Annotated in this window: 17 protein-coding genes and 2 riboswitches; of the genes, 7 read left to right on the forward strand and 10 right to left on the reverse strand. The window is 41.8% G+C overall.

The genetic code is table 11. The features are described 5' to 3' along the window. The 8 genes from ACFSMW_RS18855 to ACFSMW_RS18890 all read right to left on the reverse strand — a co-directional run bounded on the left by ACFSMW_RS18855 (position 1) and on the right by ACFSMW_RS18890 (position 8,808). On the reverse strand, positions 1–453 hold the full coding sequence (locus ACFSMW_RS18855; protein ID WP_390357860.1) for an OsmC family protein: 453 nt from the start codon (positions 451–453) through the stop codon (positions 1–3). Positions 454–626: 173 nt separating this feature from the next. Beyond that, a riboswitch (SAM riboswitch) is annotated at positions 627–737 on the reverse strand. Between the two features lie 123 nt (positions 738–860). Beyond that, the gene (locus ACFSMW_RS18860; RefSeq protein ID WP_390357861.1) at positions 861–3,068 is read right to left on the reverse strand and encodes a heavy metal translocating P-type ATPase; all 2,208 of its coding nucleotides are present in this window, start codon (positions 3,066–3,068) and stop codon (positions 861–863) included. 56 nt (positions 3,069–3,124) lie between these two features. Further along, entirely contained in the window at positions 3,125–3,895 is a 771-nt protein-coding gene (locus tag ACFSMW_RS18865; protein ID WP_390357862.1) for a cytochrome c oxidase assembly protein, read from the reverse strand. 332 nt (positions 3,896–4,227) lie between these two features. Next, the gene (locus tag ACFSMW_RS18870) at positions 4,228–4,872 is read right to left on the reverse strand and encodes a YcnI family copper-binding membrane protein (protein WP_390357863.1); all 645 of its coding nucleotides are present in this window, start codon (positions 4,870–4,872) and stop codon (positions 4,228–4,230) included. Positions 4,873–4,947: 75 nt separating this feature from the next. Continuing rightward, positions 4,948–6,552 (reverse strand): copper resistance protein CopC, encoded by a 1,605-nt coding sequence (locus ACFSMW_RS18875; RefSeq protein WP_390357864.1) that lies wholly within the window; start codon positions 6,550–6,552, stop codon positions 4,948–4,950. 96 nt (positions 6,553–6,648) lie between these two features. Next, the gene (locus ACFSMW_RS18880; protein WP_390357865.1) at positions 6,649–7,053 is read right to left on the reverse strand and encodes a FixH family protein; all 405 of its coding nucleotides are present in this window, start codon (positions 7,051–7,053) and stop codon (positions 6,649–6,651) included. A gap of 33 nt (positions 7,054–7,086) precedes the next feature. Further along, positions 7,087–7,683 (reverse strand): DeoR family transcriptional regulator, encoded by a 597-nt coding sequence (locus ACFSMW_RS18885; RefSeq protein ID WP_390357866.1) that lies wholly within the window; start codon positions 7,681–7,683, stop codon positions 7,087–7,089. A gap of 180 nt (positions 7,684–7,863) precedes the next feature. Continuing rightward, positions 7,864–8,808 carry a metal ABC transporter solute-binding protein, Zn/Mn family gene (locus tag ACFSMW_RS18890; protein WP_390357867.1) on the reverse strand — a complete coding sequence of 315 codons (945 nt, stop codon included), beginning with the start codon at positions 8,806–8,808 and terminating at the stop codon, positions 7,864–7,866. A gap of 240 nt (positions 8,809–9,048) precedes the next feature. Here ACFSMW_RS18890 and ACFSMW_RS18895 point away from each other — a divergent pair, with 240 nt between their 5' ends. The 6 genes from ACFSMW_RS18895 to ACFSMW_RS18920 all read left to right on the forward strand — a co-directional run bounded on the left by ACFSMW_RS18895 (position 9,049) and on the right by ACFSMW_RS18920 (position 15,718). After that, positions 9,049–10,452 (forward strand): bifunctional metallophosphatase/5'-nucleotidase, encoded by a 1,404-nt coding sequence (locus ACFSMW_RS18895; protein ID WP_390357868.1) that lies wholly within the window; start codon positions 9,049–9,051, stop codon positions 10,450–10,452. Positions 10,453–10,590: 138 nt separating this feature from the next. Then, on the forward strand, positions 10,591–10,908 hold the full coding sequence (locus ACFSMW_RS18900) for a YunC family protein (RefSeq protein ID WP_390357869.1): 318 nt from the start codon (positions 10,591–10,593) through the stop codon (positions 10,906–10,908). Positions 10,909–10,980: 72 nt separating this feature from the next. Continuing rightward, complete coding sequence (yunB, locus tag ACFSMW_RS18905; RefSeq protein ID WP_390357870.1) at positions 10,981–11,760, forward strand: sporulation protein YunB; 780 nt, start codon at positions 10,981–10,983, stop codon at positions 11,758–11,760. Between the two features lie 47 nt (positions 11,761–11,807). Then, positions 11,808–11,982, forward strand: a riboswitch (Lysine riboswitch). A gap of 123 nt (positions 11,983–12,105) precedes the next feature. Then, positions 12,106–13,665 carry a Na+/H+ antiporter NhaC family protein gene (locus ACFSMW_RS18910; RefSeq protein ID WP_390357871.1) on the forward strand — a complete coding sequence of 520 codons (1,560 nt, stop codon included), beginning with the start codon at positions 12,106–12,108 and terminating at the stop codon, positions 13,663–13,665. A 409-nt stretch (positions 13,666–14,074) separates the two neighbouring features. Next, positions 14,075–15,604 (forward strand): sodium-dependent transporter, encoded by a 1,530-nt coding sequence (locus ACFSMW_RS18915; RefSeq protein WP_390357872.1) that lies wholly within the window; start codon positions 14,075–14,077, stop codon positions 15,602–15,604. Further along, positions 15,605–15,718: a methionine/alanine import family NSS transporter small subunit gene (locus tag ACFSMW_RS18920; RefSeq protein ID WP_390357873.1), complete on the forward strand. Its 114-nt coding sequence runs from the start codon at positions 15,605–15,607 to the stop codon at positions 15,716–15,718. It abuts the gene before it with no gap. 131 nt (positions 15,719–15,849) lie between these two features. On the opposite strand, the gene ACFSMW_RS18925 is transcribed toward ACFSMW_RS18920, so the two are convergent. Together ACFSMW_RS18925 and ACFSMW_RS18930 are read right to left on the reverse strand one after the other, a co-directional pair. Continuing rightward, positions 15,850–16,827 carry a M23 family metallopeptidase gene (locus ACFSMW_RS18925; protein ID WP_390357874.1) on the reverse strand — a complete coding sequence of 326 codons (978 nt, stop codon included), beginning with the start codon at positions 16,825–16,827 and terminating at the stop codon, positions 15,850–15,852. Between the two features lie 30 nt (positions 16,828–16,857). Beyond that, positions 16,858–17,439: a YhcN/YlaJ family sporulation lipoprotein gene (locus tag ACFSMW_RS18930; protein ID WP_390357875.1), complete on the reverse strand. Its 582-nt coding sequence runs from the start codon at positions 17,437–17,439 to the stop codon at positions 16,858–16,860. A 162-nt stretch (positions 17,440–17,601) separates the two neighbouring features. On the opposite strand from ACFSMW_RS18930, the gene ACFSMW_RS18935 reads away from it, so the two are divergent. Further along, the gene (locus tag ACFSMW_RS18935) at positions 17,602–17,922 is read left to right on the forward strand and encodes a YutD family protein (protein WP_390357876.1); all 321 of its coding nucleotides are present in this window, start codon (positions 17,602–17,604) and stop codon (positions 17,920–17,922) included. Positions 17,923–17,963 lie beyond the last annotated feature (41 nt).

Raw genomic sequence — 17,963 nt, forward strand, 5'->3', positions numbered from 1 at the left:
TTAATAGGTTGGATGTTCTACGATAACCTGGGATGCTTTTAATGCAACCGGATTGGCAAGTGTATCACCTACAGGGCAATGAGTCTCGATAAACTCTTGATAAGCACTGATTTTTTCTGCTGGTGCCTCTGTATCAATATGAAAAATGTAACGAATGTTAGAGAAACCCGGTCTGACATTCGATTTATTCAGAAATCCGTCCGTATCCAGATCACCTTCAACTGTTACCCTGAAGCCTTTCAAGTCAATACCGAATTGTGAGGCGTAAGTCCGAGCCACGATGGCCTGGCAGGCGCCTAAGGCTGATAAGACTACTTCTACAGGATTCATTCCTTTGTCTGAGCCTCCGAGCTCTTGTGGTTCATCGATGAGAATGCGGTGTCCCCGTGATTCGGTTTCTACTAATAGATTCTCCTTCCAGGTTGCTGTTGCGGTGAATGTTTGTTTTGCCATACTGTTTTCTTCTCCTTTCAATTTGCGAAACTTTTACTTTTTCCTACTCTTCGTGACATTGCTAGGCGTACAGCTAGTGAACAGGGTGAAGCTTAAATTCTTTTCTTGTACCAAAAAGACCCTTCTCCGCATTGGAAAAGGGTCCACAAAAATAATTTCTTTTTGCGCAAACCTTCTCATCTGCGAAATGCTGGGCATTTCTCTGAATTTGGCACCGTAATCTGTTGTGAGATTCGGTTGCCGAGAGTTCACAGGGTCAGTCCCTCCCTCTCTCTTGATAAGAAGCAAATATGTGCTATTTAATTGATTATAAGCAATCTTATCACAAAAAAAATAACTGTCAACCAATTTTGAAAAAAATGTAAAGCTACACCTTCCATTTTCCACACTGGAGATGCAAACAAGATTTAGTCCAGTTTCACTTTTTTCAGTCTGAGTGCGTTCAATACGACGGTGACAGAACTGCACGCCATCGCGGCGGCGGCAATCCATGGTGGCATAACCCCGACAATTGCCAAGGGGATCATCAGGATATTGTAGAGAAAGGCCCAAGTGAAATTTTGTTTAATGTTCTTCATTGTTTTTTTACTGATAGCAACAGCGTCTGTCAGCTGCAGTAAATCATCATTGACTATCGTGACCCCGCCCGCATCCAGGGCAATGTCTGAACCTGCTCCAATGGCAATGCCAACATCAGCAACTGCAAGTGCCGGCGAGTCATTCATCCCATCTCCAACCATTGCAACAGTGTGTCCTTCCTTTTGCAGCTGTTTGATTACGGCAGACTTTTCCTGTGGTGTCATTTCAGCCTGGAAATGTCTAATACCTGTTTTGCCCGCGACCTGTTTTGCGGCAAACTGATTATCGCCAGTCAACATGATGACGGGGAACTTCCTTTTACTTAACGTTGACACTATTTTGGCTGCGTGAGGTCTTATCTGATCTGTGACAGCGATGAATCCAACAAATTTTTCATCCATAAAACAGACCATGACAGTTTTTCCTTCATGCTCCAGTTTTTTCAGTAAATCAGCTTCTGTTTTAGAAAATCGCTGTTTTTCCTGTAAATGTCGCCGATTTGCTATGAAAACTGGCTTACTCAAAACGTATCCTTTTATTCCTGCACCTGGGAGCATTGAGACAGCTGTGGCATCTGGCAGACGCATGTGATGTTTTCTTGCTTCTGACACGACTGCGTTGGCAAGTGGATGGTTTGCTGCATTCTCCAGTGCTCCCATATAAAGAAGCAGTTGATTGTTAGTTATCCCATTTACGTAGATATCACTCACTTCCGGTGTGCCCTGGGTGAGTGTGCCGGTCTTATCAAACAGGAACACATCACATGAAGCAAGACGTTCCAGAAATTGACCTTCTTTGAACAAAATACCGTGCTGGGCTGCACGTCCACTTCCAACCATCACAGATGTCGGGGTAGCAAGTCCTAAAGCACATGGACAGGCAATGATCAATACCGCAATAGTTCTTTCTAAAGCGATATTGAACTGTCCTGTTTCCAGCACGATATACCAAGTGATAAAAGTGCAGGAAGCGAGGAATAGAACAATAGGCACGAAGATGCCGGTAATTCTATCTGCAATATGCTGGATCGGCGCTTTCTCAGATTGCGCTTCTTCCACAATATGGATAATTTGTGCCAGCGCTGTATCAGCTTTGGCTTTCGTTACAATTATTTTCAATGAGCCATGATGGTTGATAGTGCCGGCATATACATACTTTCCAGCATCCTTTTCAGTAGGCAGGCTCTCACCTGTCAGCAGTGACTCATCCACAGTGGAACTCCCGGAAAGAACTTGTCCGTCAATAGGAATTCTTTCCCCGGGTTTCACTAAAATGATATTTCCGGGCTCTAAAATCGAAACCTCCATACGTTTTTCCATGCCGTTGCTGAGCACCGTTGCCATATTGGTTTGTAATTCGTATAGTTTTTTGATGGATGCTGTCGTCTTTGCCTTTGTACTGGCTTCTAATCGTTTTCCTAATAAAATAAAGGTAAATATAAAAGCACTTGTTTCGTAATAGAGAACGATATTTTGGGATGAATGGTCTGTATAAAACGAGGTGAATGTGAGATAGTGGCTGTAAAAGAAGGCAGCAGAGGTGCTCAGTACAACTAAAACATCCATGTTTGCACTCTTGTGCTGCAAGGCTTTCCAAGCCCGGTCATAAAAAGGTCGTCCAATAATGAATTGGATAGGCATAGTGATCATCAATTGGAAGATCGGATCGTTGAACAAAACAGGGACATAAATGCTTCCTTGCGTTAAATGAGAACACATAGACCAGGCTAAAGGGATAGTCAATAATAATGATAATGTGAAATGCCATTTGAGACGCCATAATTCTTTTTCTTTTTCCTGCTCAGATGAAACCCGGTCATCATTTGCTTTTCTTGCGCTAAAACCGATTTTTTCTATTCTGCCAATGATATGGTCAAGATTTGTACGATTGTCTTCAAAAGTGACACTGCCTTTTTCTGTCGCTAAATTCACTTGTATATTAGATACGCCGTCTATCTTGGCTACTGTTTTTTCGATCCGCATCGCACATGCGGCACAATGCATGCCTGATACATCCAATTGTTGTGTTTTTTCCATGGGAATCTCTCCAGCTTATCGTTGTATTGAAACCATTTTATGATAACTGTCTTTTTTTAGAACCGTGGTTTGTTTTTATAAACTTCGCCCATTTTTGCCGTTAGCATGATGGCGAATTTATGGAAGAGCAGCATGATCAGCCCTGCGATAAATTGATCAAGGGCAGTGTTGAAAGGGGGAGGAAGGGGCTGAATGTTCATATCTGCAGGCATGCAAAGCATAGCAGACAATTGAGTCAGCATCGGGTTATTGCCTGCACCCATGAAAGCAGCCAAAATGAAGACCATACATGAAGGCATTAATAGGGCACCGTTAAGGAAGGCATATCTTTTCTTGTTAATGTATGAAGGAAGAACGAGTGGCCACCACATGAGTAATGCCAATAATAACAGTAAGTATTCATACAAAGACCGGATACTCGCATATTTGGACATGAAAATCATTACATATGGAATATGATACAGGAGGAAACATACTGCGAATAAATATAAGGCTATTTTGCAAAGAAGTACTGTTTTTTTGCCATTGGCGAACTGTGTGACAATGTGTGGAAGGCTCATCAAAATAAGAGGAGGGCCGAAGAAGTACAAGATGCTCATGTATGTCATGTGGAAACTGAATGATAGGTGACTGATCGTTTTAAGTGGGCTGCCCAAAAGCAAATAGAATAATCCGGCGGCGATGATGAACAGGGAAATGTGAAGTGTGTGTATTCCTGAATAGTCCCAGTATCTGGCGCAGTAAATATATGCAAGTACAATGACGAGCAGACAGATAAGCATTGGCATGTTCCAGGTCAGTTGTCCAACAAGCAATGCTTCAATCATACCATCCCTCCAGTTTGGTTATTTCTAGTCAGAAGATATGTATATGCAGCCCCAAGTGATATTATGATGTGTTTGTAAGGGGGAAAGGGTGGTTATTTCTCCCTATAATTTTAGCCATAGTTGTGAGCTAATTCCCCGCTTCTGGTAACCTATCATCTTTACAAGGCTCGCTTGCCGCCTGGTGCACAGGAAAATTGCGTTAATGATAGATAACATGCAACAAATGAAAAAACATCCGACATGCACTTGAGCATGCCGGATGGGGGAGTATCTCTTTTTCTTACAATTACTCTCAATCAGAGCGGCGATAGGGGAAACATCGATCTTGAAACTTAAGATGTTTTTTTACGGAACAAACTGATCAAAGACAATAATATGGCCACAGAAGCGAGGACGATTGGCAACCAGTTAACAGATGTATCACTATCATTTGATGGGGTATCACTATCCGAATTATTTTCCGCGGCACTCTCATCTTTTGTTGCATGGTGGTCCCCATGCGGCGCCGCCTGGTCGCCTTTGGCGATGGTAGTTACAGAAGCAGGTTCTTCTGCATTTTGCGGTCCGACCCACTCGACGACAGATCCATCAGCATATTTTTGTAATGCTTTCCAGCTGATTTTGCCTGGCTCGCTTGGATTGGCAGCAATAAAAGAGAATTCAATGAATTCATTTGGCCCGATTCCGCCTTTTTTAGCCCTCCAAATCACAGAAGAGATATCACCATCTTTATTTTTTTTCAGGGTATAATCCCAGTCATTCATTGGCAGTACAGATACCAGACTCACTTTTTTTGGGACCTGCAGTGTCACTTCTGTTGTATTGTTATCCTTTTCGACTGGCACACGTACAGTATATTTCTCATATGCATTTGTCGTACTTTCAGATGGGTGTACAGTTACATGTGCATCTGCGGCATGTGCCACTGCGAAAATAAAGCAAAAAGACAATAACGAAACTAACCATTTTTTAGTCATATCGATTCTACCTCCAGTAATAAGCGGGGAATCCCCCAGATTTTTATATCATTGAAAGATCGCTGCTATCTCCTGTCATTTGACGCCCATAATAAATAATTTATCTGACCAGTTAAGCTGGGTTCCATCAGGATATGTCGCCTGAATATGGATGTGCCATGTACCTGCCATTGTAAAAGGCAGCTTCGTATGATAACGGCCAGATTGTGATTTTTTTGGCATTAACTGTCCGGAGTCCATATCGTGTTCCGGCATGGTGATTTCAGCCGTGACATGTTCGGCATCCTGTCCTCCGGACTTAGGTAGATTAACTGTCATCTTCCTATCACCGGCTTGCAGTTTTTCAATATGGACATGCGCGTCCATTTGATGAGAGACTAACGTTTTTTCATAAGTTTTGATAGGAATTGGATATGCAGATTGACTCATCCATACACCAAGTACAATCACGATTAAACCGATTATCCATTCAGTGCGGACCAGTTTGTTTGTAGTAAAAACCCGCCGTGATTTCCATTTTAATGTTTGATAGGCCGCCAGAATTAGCATAAGCAATGTTAGTGCAATCTTGACAACCAGTAATGCGTTCCAAGGCATCCAATCTTTAATCAGAGCAGTCCATCCAGTTTGCATGTAAACCATGCTGATTCCGGATAACACGACCAGTCCAGCCATGACCAACATTTTATTGACAAAAAATGGTCTAAAAAGCTGCCATGGTACATCATCTTGTGCTTCTTTTCGATTCCAAACGGTCAAGAGCAAGACATAGCATAATGCACCAAGCCAAACAGCAATTGAAAGTTCATGGATAATTCTTGGAATCAAGGCTGCAATCGTATACTCCATTCCCCACACATGCCCGCCGAATGCCGGGATGGCAGCCAGGATAAGCCATAGAGCGACGTACCATGTCCGGACCATGCCAGGTATCACTAACAACAGCAGGACTAATAATTGTGCAAATAGCATCAGAATGAATGGAAACTGTTTCAAAAGTTCCCATCTGCCGCTCAGTAAGGTTTGTATCAATCCGGAAGGCAGGGATATGGCGTATGCAGCCAGTTCAATGATTGTTCCGATAAATAAAATTGGAAAGATGATGTTTCTTTTTTTAAAAAGTTTGCCGAGACTGGGATACTGTTTCCTAGCAGCCAGCCAGGAAAATATATATAGCCCTGCGCTGATGAGCAATAAACCTTGTACGATCGAACGGCTGACAATTAGAGGGGTGACTGAATCGTCCGTATTTCCGACCGATTTGATACCATTTTTTGTTGCTTCACCAACTGCAAACGTGTAAGAACCTCCGACGGGGTGGCCATCCAGTGAAATGACATGCCACTTGACAGTATAGCTGCCCTGCTTCAGTTTAGGCAGCGAGAATTTCAATAAAGCAGACCGTTCCTTACCACTGTCCGGCTTTCCGGAAAAAACGGGTTTGGCGTTCCAATCGTAAATGGTCACAGATGCCAAGTCCTGTTCAACAGGTTCGTTGAAACGTAATTTCAGGACAGGCGGAGATTTTTCGACCACTACCTTTTCCGCTGGAGTCATCTCCAGCAGGGAAGAATGAGCTTCTGCAGTTAATGAAGGCGAAAATACATAAAGCAACCCCAACATGAGTACGAGTATAGACGAAAAAAGATTTTTCGGGTGAAAAGATGTTTTATCAGACATTTTATAACTTCCTTTTTGACAGTAACAAAGGGTGAAAACATTTTCTTTACTGCCTAATTACAACGAAAATTTAAGTTTGGCGCATGCCGAGTTTAATTATTTATCGGCAACATCGATGGACTTTTTCGGCATAGTGTGCAGATCTCTTGCTGTTGTATGTGCATATAATTCATATGTTCCTGTTTCATCAAAAGAAACATTTGCCGTATAAGTACCATCCTTGTTGTTTTTGGATGCGACTTTAGTACTGTTGTCTTTTTCATCTTTTTTCCAATATTCGAAGGTTACATCATCGGCATCTTTTACTTTCTCATCGCCGTATGTAACAATTGCTTTCAATTCGATCTGTTCCTTTATTTTAGCAGTATCGGGCAATTTAAATTCGACTTTCAGCATCGGCGTTTGTTCGCTTTGCATGTCTTTTTCTCCGTCCTGACCACTGCATGCAGCTAATATCGCTGTTAAACAGAAAATGATTGTAACGAGCCATAATCTTTTCATTTAAATTTATACCCTCCAATCCAGTTTACAGATTTATGGATGTCCTTTTTGATGACAGCTGCAAGGGTCACCATGCATCTGAAGAAAGACGTTTTCCATCGCTTCTTGGAATGAATGCAGCTCTCCACCAAACCCCTTGACGAATCTCTCGGCATGATTTTTTGATTCGAACGTCAGCACTTGAGGTTTACAGCAGCCGATATGTACGGATGTATCCATGACATACCATGCAGCAACGGAACTGATGGTTGTTTGTGTCAAAAAATCTGTACAGATCGCTTGGATTACTTTTTCTTTTATCTGACGATGACGAAGCAGGCCACAATGCGCACAGCAAGCAGTTTCAATTTCATTATTTTGCAGAATGAGCCGGTAAGTCAGACGTTCATTAATACTTTTCCTGCAAAAAACACATTCGTGATTTGCCGGCGCTGTTGGAGGGTCCAGTTCATTTGCCAAAGTCACTCCACCAAATGTTTTCATGATTTCACCTGTCTCAATCAAAGGTTTCAAGTCGCGGTGAATCGTCATTTCAGAAACGTTCAATAGTTCGCTAAGCGCCGAGATTTTGATACTTTTCTTTTGGTAAATCAGTTCCTTGATACGCTTCTGTCTTTCCAAAGGGAGCATCGTTTTTCCTCCTTTCGTTAGATGATGATTTATAACAAAGTAAAACAACTTCTAACAGTATTATACTGTTATTACGCTGCAATTCAAATGAACAATTTGTGAAAACGATGTGAGATTTTAGTAATTTAATTTGCATACACATCTTTCGACAAAAAAAGCACCCGCATGGGTGCCTTTGTATTAACGTAATGCTTTGTCCAACGTCTGCAGATTTTTATGCATCAAACTAAAATAATCTTCCCCATCAGCAATCTCTTGATCTGTTAAAACCGCTAGGTTATGAATATGGAGCGGCTCGGCTTTGATTTCCTTACGTATGATTTCAGCTACCTTTGGAGTGACATTTTGTTCGAAAATAACATATTTAATATGTTCTTTTTTAGCAAGTGAAATGATATTTTTCAAATCTTTTTGTGCTGGTTCTTCACTTGGAGAGAGGCCGGCAATTGGGATTTGTTCAATACCATAACGGCTTTGCCAATAGCCGTAAGCAGCATGTGAAACGATCATTTCCGGATGATGCTTGGTTGCAGCTAATTTTTGAAAATCTTTATCAAGATTTTGTAATTTTGCTTTCAAAGTTTGAAAGTTTTTTTCATATGTTTTTTCACTTTCCGGATGAATTTTAATCAAAGCGTGTTTAATGTTGTCTGCCATCGTGATTGCTCTCACCGGATCAAGCCAGATATGTGGATCCATATCACCATGATTGTGTCCATCGGCATCATGATCATGTTCTTTTTCTTTCATGACCTTGACGTGTTTGGAAGCTTCCACCACAGCGACATTCTCATGCTCGAGGGAATCGGAAATTTTTTCGGCGTAGCTTTCCATACCAAGCCCGTTGTAAATGAAGGCGTCTGCTTTTGCAATATGGACGACTTCTTTTGATGTTGGTTCGAAGGTATGAGCGTCGGCTCCGGGAGGGAGGATACTTTCAACTTCAACATCCTTACCGCCGATCATGCTTGTGAAATCTGCAAGCGGGGCAATCGTTGTATAAATTTTTAATGGAAGCTTTGCCTTATGTGATTTGGTTGTATCACTGCCGCATCCTGTTGCAATAATGGTAATGAACACGAATAGGGTGATAACCATCCCTTTTAATTTTAAGTTTGCTTGCATGTTTTTTTCCTCCTGTACTGGAAAATGTCCTCTCGTATTATAGCGTAATCGTTACGAGTTGTAAATAGTAATGGTTACGTTTAATCTTGGGAAAAAGTAGTGCAGGCCGGAGTCTGGGGATTTGATCTCATTCTTTTTCATTGTAAATATATCCATGCACAGGTATATTGACGGTAAGAGTAATTTTATTTCAATCTATTGTTCCCAAAATGTGAATCTGAAGCAAGGGAGATTATATATATGCTTGAAAAGTTTTATTTCTATTATACGAATGACCTGCATAGCCATTTTGCGCAATGGCCGCGTGTTGTTCGTTTCTTGAAAGATAAAAAAGACGAAGCAGAAAGAAAAAAAGAAACCTGCTGGCTGGCGGATATTGGGGACCATGTTGATCGTGTTCATCCGATTTCGGAGGCGTTTATGGGGAAAGCAAATGTGTCACTGCTTAATGATGCTGGATATGATTTTGCAACTTTTGGAAATAACGAGGGTATAACGCTTGCACATGAAGATCTGCTTCATCTATATGATAATGCAGCATTTGAAGTGGTGTGTGCCAATATGCAAGGTGAGCAACTGCCTGCTTGGTTGCATGCTTCAGTTATCAGAACATCAAAAAGCGGTATCAAAATCGGCGTGCTCGGCTTGACAGCACCATTCAATGATTATTATGATTTGCTCGGCTGGCATATGGATACTCCATGGGAAGCTTTGGCAGCGCATTTGCCGGCTTTAAGGCAGGAGGTCGATATTGTCGTGCTGCTATCGCATTTAGGCATCAGCGAAGACAGGGAAATTGCTCGGAGATTCCCCGAAATAGATGTGATTATTGGAGGCCATACCCACCACTTGCTTAAAACCGGGGAATATGAAAACAATGCCGTCATTACCGCGGCGGGTAAATATTGTACGCATATTGGTGAAGTGATTCTGACATGGGATCACGAACGGAAGAAGCTTGTGAAAAAAGAAGCGTATGCAACAGACATAACTGACCACAAGATAGATGTGGAGGCGGAAAAAAGAATAATTAATCTGGAGAAAATGGCCAATGAGAAGCTGCAAAAAAAATTAGCTCACCTTGAAGTTCCCTTGCAGGTGGATTGGTTTCAAAGGACAGAATTGATCCAGAGGCTGACAGACACTGTCTTGGATTGGACAAATGCAGATTGCGCTATGCTGACTGCAGGCCTGCTCCTTGATGGGCTGCCAGCAGGTGATATTACCTATAAAGATGTTCACAGGATATGTCCTCATCCAATAAATCCTTGTGTGGTGGAATTAACCGGCAGTGAACTGTTGGAAGTAGTGCGAGCTGCCTTATCCGAAGAATTCACGCATTTTCATCTGAAAGGGTTTGGTTTTCGCGGCGTCGTACTTGGAGAAATGGTTTATTCTGGATTGAAGATAAAAATCGGCAGTCATCAAAATGGGCATCGATATGTGAAAGAAATATATGTACATGAAAAACCGCTTGAAATGGAAAAAATATATGATATCGCAACAGCCGATACATTTACTTTTGGCAGAATGCTTCCTGAAATAGCGAAAGCATCTGTGAAACATTATTTCGTTCCAGAGCTCTTGCGAGATTTACTGGCTGAAACATTGCAGCGAGAGGTAGCCTCCGAAACTTGGAAATGATGACCTGTTTTGATCATATCCCCGAAAAAGGTGAACAGTCAGCCTACATTCGCATAGACATAATGCGAAAGGGCAAAAATGTTTTGCTTAACTAAGCTTGACTGTTTGGACTCGAAAGGAAAGGGGAGGGGTTTTTTAATGATCGAAACTGGTTCACTTGAAATTGCCGGAGAAGCGTTCACAACTGTTTCGGTAGCACTGCCAAAAACTAATCTGTTGATAATTACGAATGAGACGGGATACATTATGTGCGCTGCACTCGATGTGGATCTACTTAATGAAAAACTGGCGGATCGCCATGTCATTGCCGGAAGAGCAAATGGCGTGCGGACGATTGACCAGCTGCTGTATGCACCGCTTGAAAAAGTTACTGATGCAGCAAAAGAGGGATTTGGCTGGGAGGTCGGCATGTCCGGCAAGGAAGCGTTATCCAAACTAACGAACTGTACCGCTTAAGATAGATGCTGTTAATTAGTGCTTCTAACCCCTTTGGAACAAGCATAAACTTGTTTCCAAGGGGGTTTTTGCATGCGCCGTAGATTCAAAGTCAAAAAAAGAAGATCACCGCCTCCAACACAGATGATTTTAATTATCACGCTGGTGCTGGTTATTGTGATGACGGCCCTGAGCATTGTTGTGATCGATAAAAAAGTCAAACCAGTATTGATGGAAATAGCCACTCAAAAAACAAGGGAGTTTGCTACCAGAGCAATCAATTCCGCGGTGAAGTTTGCGGAAAATTATACATTTGACGATATTGCTCATATAACGAAAGATGAAAATGGCAATATCAGTGGCGTGGGATGGGATGCTTCTGTGTACAATAAAATTAATCGAGCGGCGACGGACAGAGTAGAAGAGTTCTTCAACAGCATGAATCGGGGTGAGCCGCCGAATTATGAAGACCCTGCAGGTGAGGAAAAAATATATGGAGACAGTGTGAATGAAGTGGCGGACAGAGATCCGACCGTTGTGGAAATTCCGCTTGGCCAGGTGACAGGGAACTCAGTCCTTGCAAACCTTGGGCCGAAAGTCCCTGTTAATCTGGAACTGGTAGGAAGTGTCCAGACAGATTTAGAAGATGATATAAAGTCATATGGCATCAATAATGTATTAATATCGCTGTATGTATATGTAGAAGCCGATGTCCAGATTATCGTGCCATTTACATCGAAAACAAAGAAAGTATCAACGAAAATTTTAATAGATAAAAAATATATTGTTGGTGGAGTACCGGATTATTACGGAGGCAATGGTAATGGACCAGCTATAACTGTCCCGAAAAAAGACTTGCAAGACAAGAAGTAAACTAGTATAGTAATGTAGTAATAAAATTTAATCAAACCTTATCAGATCGGTGAGGTAGAGGAGCAAACAAAAAGAGTAGCCAGTCGGAGGATGACAACAAGGATGATTGGCAAAAGGGTTGTTTGCCGAAGTGTGGTATGGGTCAAACATATTATCGCTGGGGCATTCTTGAACAAGGAATGCACTGTCATGCATGTATGTGTATGGAGAACTACTGATCGAAATGGAGGATAACTATAATTGCAAGGACAATGATGGGTTATTTTCTATCATTGTCTTTTTGTGTTTTTCACCTCCATGTTCGTCCATGCTATCCATGAATTAATTACTCGGAGGGAAAGGGAAATGGTTGGTACGTTTTATTCGATTATTCCGGCGATCATTATGCTTTTGCTTGTCGTTCTGACAAGAAAAGTGTTGTTGTCGCTGGGAGCTGGTATCATTATCGGTGCTTTATTCATTCATCAATTCCATATTGGAGGAACATTAAAGGAAATATGGGCAGTATTTGCAGAAATATTCTATCATGATGGCGCGTGGGATACAGGTAATTTATTGCTTCTTCTCTTTTTACTTTTGCTGGGGGTCATGACAGCACTTCTTCAGGCGACAGGCGGAAGCCGGGCATTTGGTGAGTGGGCTTCCAAACGAATCAAGACACGTACAGGCGCTCAGCTCATGACAGTTGTGCTGGGTGTCATCATCTTCATTGATGACTATTTTAACGCGCTTGCTGTAGGACAAATTGCACGTCCGCTAACAGATAAACATCGGATTTCACGCGCAAAACTGGCGTATTTCATAGACTCTACATCAGCTCCGGTAACGGTATTAGCGCCGATTTCCAGCTGGGGAGCTTATATCATTGGTATCCTGGGCGGACTTTTTGCGGTGAATAACATTACTGATTACAAACCGCTTGAGGCATTTTTAGAAATGATTCCGTATAATTTTTATGCAATAGGTGCGCTTGTCCTAATATTTGTGGTGGCATGTTTTCATTTCGATTTTGGTCCAATGCGAACCCATGAAAGACGTGCATTACATGATGGGAAATTGGTCAGTGATACGGGAAAGAAAATAGCCGGCGATTTGACTGAAGTTTTCATGCCACATAAAAAAGGCAGGGTTTTCCACTTGTTTGTCCCGATCATCATATTGGTGCTTGTGACAATCGTATCCATGTTTGTAACGGGGTATATGGCCAGAGAAGAATGTGCAGGCTTCTTGCAAATATTTGCCAATACGAATGTGAACGTCTCACTTGCAATCGGGGGCTTGGCAGCAGTAGCGTCGGCATTCGCTTTTTATGCTGCATTGCCACGGCCAAAAGCCTCAGCTGGAAAAATTGTTTGGGAAGGAATTAAAACAATGCTTCCTGCCATTTACATCTTGCTATTGGCATGGATGATCGGTGGAATTATCGGTTCGTTAAAAACAGGGGAATATCTGGCACATATCGTGGAAAATGCGAATATCAGTCCAGCGCTCCTTCCATTCATTTTCTTTTTAATTGCAAGTATCATGTCTTTGGCAACAGGAACTTCGTGGGGGACGTTCGGCATTATGCTGCCGATTGCTGTTCAGATTTCGGCAGTGACGGATATAAACCTGCTAATTCCAACTTTGTCTGCAGTATTGGCCGGGTCGGTGTTTGGAGATCATTGTACGCCAATTTCGGATACGACGATTTTGTCATCGACAGGGGCGGGCGCCCATCATATCGACCATGTTATCACACAGCTGCCATATGCATTCATTGCCGCGTTTTCCAGCGCTGTCGGTTACCTGGTTGTTGGTTTCACTGAAAGCCTGATGTTATCATTCGCGTCAGCAATGCTGGCAATCATTGTAATTGTTTTACTGCAAAAGTTTATCAGAAAAACATCACCGGTCATGGAATGATCATGTAATGATAGCGCCTTTACTTCACAGAGGTTATTGAAAAAGCAAAAGCAACTTGGATCTGCAATATCAGATCCAAGTTGCTTTTTTACTGTCGTATTAAACTCGAATAATTTATATAGAGGAAAGCATCGTTGACTTTCACTTTTTAAAATCTTCTGTTTAAGATGATACAATAAACCAGACAGCAGTAACCAATTTTTTAAAATAACTAATTCTACTGAAAAATGGGTCATATGTATGTGTTAATGGCTGCAAAAAGACGCGTAAATTCCAATTAAAGTCCTATTGAAAATGTTTTGACATGTTGCCCAAGTCCAGTTATAATCAAAGAAAATAAATCTGAAAACAGTAAAAATTTAAATATATATATTATACTGTTTTCAAGGGGGAAAGAGGAGGTAAATAGATGGAAAATCGTTCACAATGGGGGACAAGAGCTGGTTTCATCCTCGCGGCAGTGGGGTCGGCAATCGGACTTGGCAATATTTGGCGTTTCCCTTCCGTAGCCTATGAAAATGGCGGCGGTGCGTTTTTCATTCCGTATTTATTCGCTTTATTAACTGCAGGTATTCCTATATTGATCATGGAATTCACGATGGGACATAAATATCGAGGATCAGCACCATTGACATTCAGCAGGCTGCATAAGAAGACGGAATTCATCGGCTGGTGGGGTGTGCTGGTAGCTTTTGTCATATCAACTTATTACTCTGTTATTATTGCCTGGGCGATATCATACTCGGTCTTTTCATTCAAATTGAGCTGGGGAAGCAATACAGAGGGGTTTTTGATTGGTGACTATCTGAAAACGGCCGATCCGGGTGTGATGGGCGGGCTGGTGCCAGGAGTATTGATACCGCTTATCATTGTATGGGTGGTTGCATTGGGAATTCTGTTCAGAGGTGTCAAAAAAGGGATTGAGATTGCAAATCGTATCATGATCCCAACGCTCATTGTCGTCTTTCTGATCATTGTAATCAGAGCCGTGACACTACCAGGAGCGATGGAGGGGCTTGATGCATTTTTCAAACCGGATTTCAGCAAAATAGCCAATCCTGACGTCTGGGTGGCAGCGTACGGTCAAATTTTCTTCAGTTTATCGATTGCATTTGCCATTATGATTACTTATTCCAGTTACTTACCTAAAAAGTCGGATATCACCAATAATGCTTTTATCACAGGATTCGGTAACTCCGGTTTTGAATTGCTGGCGGGTATTGGCGTGTTCTCAGTACTTGGATTCATGGCTGCACAGCAGGGAGTGCCGGTAAACGAAGTAGTAAGCGGCGGAGTCGGTCTCGCCTTTATTGTTTTTCCGGCAATCATCAATGAATTTCCTGCTTTGAATGAGCTATTTGGCTTTTTATTCTTTGCGTCACTTGTGCTGGCTGGCATGACATCGCTTATTTCCATTTGTGAAACATATATCGCCGGTCTGGTTGATAAGTTTAAAATTTCAAGAACGAAGGCTGTCATTTTCGGTGGCGGATTTGCTGCAATTGTTTCCTTGCTGTTTGCGACTCGCGGCGGTTTAAATTTTCTGGATGTCACGGATTATTTCATCAATCAATTCGGGGTGGCTGTACTGGGACTTGTGGAAGTTGTGGTGGTTGCATGGTTATTCCGGAAACTGAAAGAGTATCAGAAGCATGCGAATGAAGTATCTGATATACGGCTCGGTTCCTGGTGGACGATCAGTCTGGGAATCGTCACACCTGTAGTTCTAGGATACATGATTTTCGGTTTATTCAAGCAAAACTTGACGAAGGCGTTTGCTACAGAAAATGGAAACTATGAAGGCTATCCTGACAGTCTTATTAGTTTGGGTTGGACTATAGCTGGGCTTGCTCTTGTGTTTGCTATTGTGATCTCGCTGGTCAAGTGGCGAAAAAGCACGGAACAAAGCGAGAGCATTGACAAAAGGGAGGCGAAGTAAATGTCAGGATCAGCAGTTGTGGTTATGATCATCGGCATTCTTGTTATATGGGGCGGATTGGCAGCAAGTATAGTTCATGCAGTGAAAAAATCCAAGGAGTCCAAATTTGAATAAGATACAAATGAAAAACCAGATCAGCTATTGATTTGGTTTTTCATTTGGAAGGAGAAAATTTTAGAGATATCCGTTACCATCTCGAAGACTCATGCCGCAGCAGCTTTAATCAGTGAGAAAGCTTATTATTTCTATTTTTGCTTCACCATTCTTTCCCATTTTCGTAGGTATGGATATGGATCGAATGACCATTCACTCGTTCCGTTATCTTTATACATCCCATAATGCAAATGTGGCGGGAATTTTCCAGAGGTGCCAGGGGGACCATATCCTGTCGATCCGACATAACCGATAACATCACCGGGCTTGACTACCTTACCCGTTTTCACATTTTTGGCAAAATTGCTAAGGTGGGCGTAATAATGGTAAATATTGAATATATCTCTGATACCGATACGCCAGCCGCCGTACGTATTCCAGCCCTTCATTTCAACAACACCGTAAGTGGTGACCTTAACAGGAGTCTGGTAATCAGCAAAAATATCCGTTCCTTCATGGATGCGCAGACCACCGAAACCGCGCCTGTCTCCCCAAGTGCTGCGATAGCTGTAGTTATATTCAGTCGCCACCGGGAAATCACGTTTCGTCAGATGGATATCCTGGAATTTTTTGAAAACCTTGGCGGTTTGTTTAATGGTTTGGACGGCTAGTTCTCTTTTATAGAAATGCCATAAACCAATTTTAATATCATCTTCTGTAGGACCATAACTTGCTACCTCCATGGCTGTGGTATAAAGTACATCTTCCGGATTGGAGGAATCGGCTTTTGCGTCTCCATTACCATCTTTCCCTATACCATTGAAAAGGGAAATCAGTTTTTCATCCTTCACATATGTTGCGTTGCCAGGACCATACCAAATTTCTTTTGGAATCCGGATAGAAACAAGCTGCTCATCGCCTGCACCTTTATCAATTTGTCGTTCGTATTGATCGATTGCAGCGATATAATACCAGGGGAGCTGTGTCAGAGCTTCTGTTTTTTTATAAAGGGCCATGCGTTGCTCATATACAGAGTTACTTTCTTTGGCCATGACGGGCGTTAAAAAAATCAGTAGAAATGATACAGACAAAAAAACGGTGATGGAACAATATACGAACTTTGGAGGCATGCTGACTATCCCCCCTTTCTATGCTAAATTTTATCGGACTCGGTTTTCAATATAATCATCACCCTGCGGAGACTGTTTCATATTAGCAATGATTCTGGCGACCGTGTTGTCATAATTTTTGTTCCGTGTGGTTGAATTATGCAGGCTTTGCAAATCAGCGATCATTGCCGGATTTTCAGACACATAAACATCGAAGTATCGAGGCATGACAGACATTGCTGTTTGCTTTGCAGTAGTTGCTGCCTGATGCGAATCAATGTCATCCTTTTTCTTATAGGCTACCAGCACATGTTTATCTGTCACCAGCGTAGCTACTTGATTGAAGCCTTCCGTCTTCAGGATTGTTCTGGAAATCATATCCGCCATTTTGTTACGGTCAATTGTCACAACCTGCTGTTTTCCAGGGTGATCCTGAAGCTGATCTTCCTTATAACTGACATAACCCAGTCTGTTATTGACCTCTGGATCGCCTGGTGTATGATTATTTTTTTCTGGATTGAGTTCATTTTCCACTTTTTCTCTTTCGTTAACGGTGTGATCAGTTCCATTGCAGCCAGCTGTGATGATGGCTATTGCCAACAAGGCAGCAATTACAATTAGATATTTTCGCATATACAAATACCTCCTTTGTTGTTAGTTTGCTGTAAATGAAATATTTCATGCAGATGTTTTGTACCACAAATGTCCGTAAAAGTAATGATGATCTGAGTATGAAAAATAATGTGAAACAGATACCGATGTGATAAACTAGATGCAAGTGAATGGAGTGGTAAGATGATTGAATTGTTCGGTTCGAACTACGACTTAATTGAAAACGTAAAAGACGGTTATCAGCCGGATTCTCTGGAAAATCGCAGCAGCGAAATATTAAAAAAATATGATTATATTGTCGGTGATTGGGGATATGATCAACTTCGGCTCAAAGGTTTTTACGAAGACACACATACGAAAGCAGCACTGGACGCAAAAATCAGTGCACTTGATGATTATCTGTATGAGTATTGCAATTTTGGCTGTGCGTATTTTGTGTTAAAAAAGATTCCGGAAGAAAAAAAGCAGCAGCCTGAGGGTACCGACCCCCGAAAGTTAGAGTAAAAATCTAATTTTCGGGGGTGTTTTTATGACCAAATATAATG

Source organism: Tigheibacillus halophilus, from assembly GCF_042683165.1.
GTDB classification, from domain to species: domain Bacteria; phylum Bacillota; class Bacilli; order Bacillales; family Amphibacillaceae; genus Tigheibacillus; species Tigheibacillus halophilus.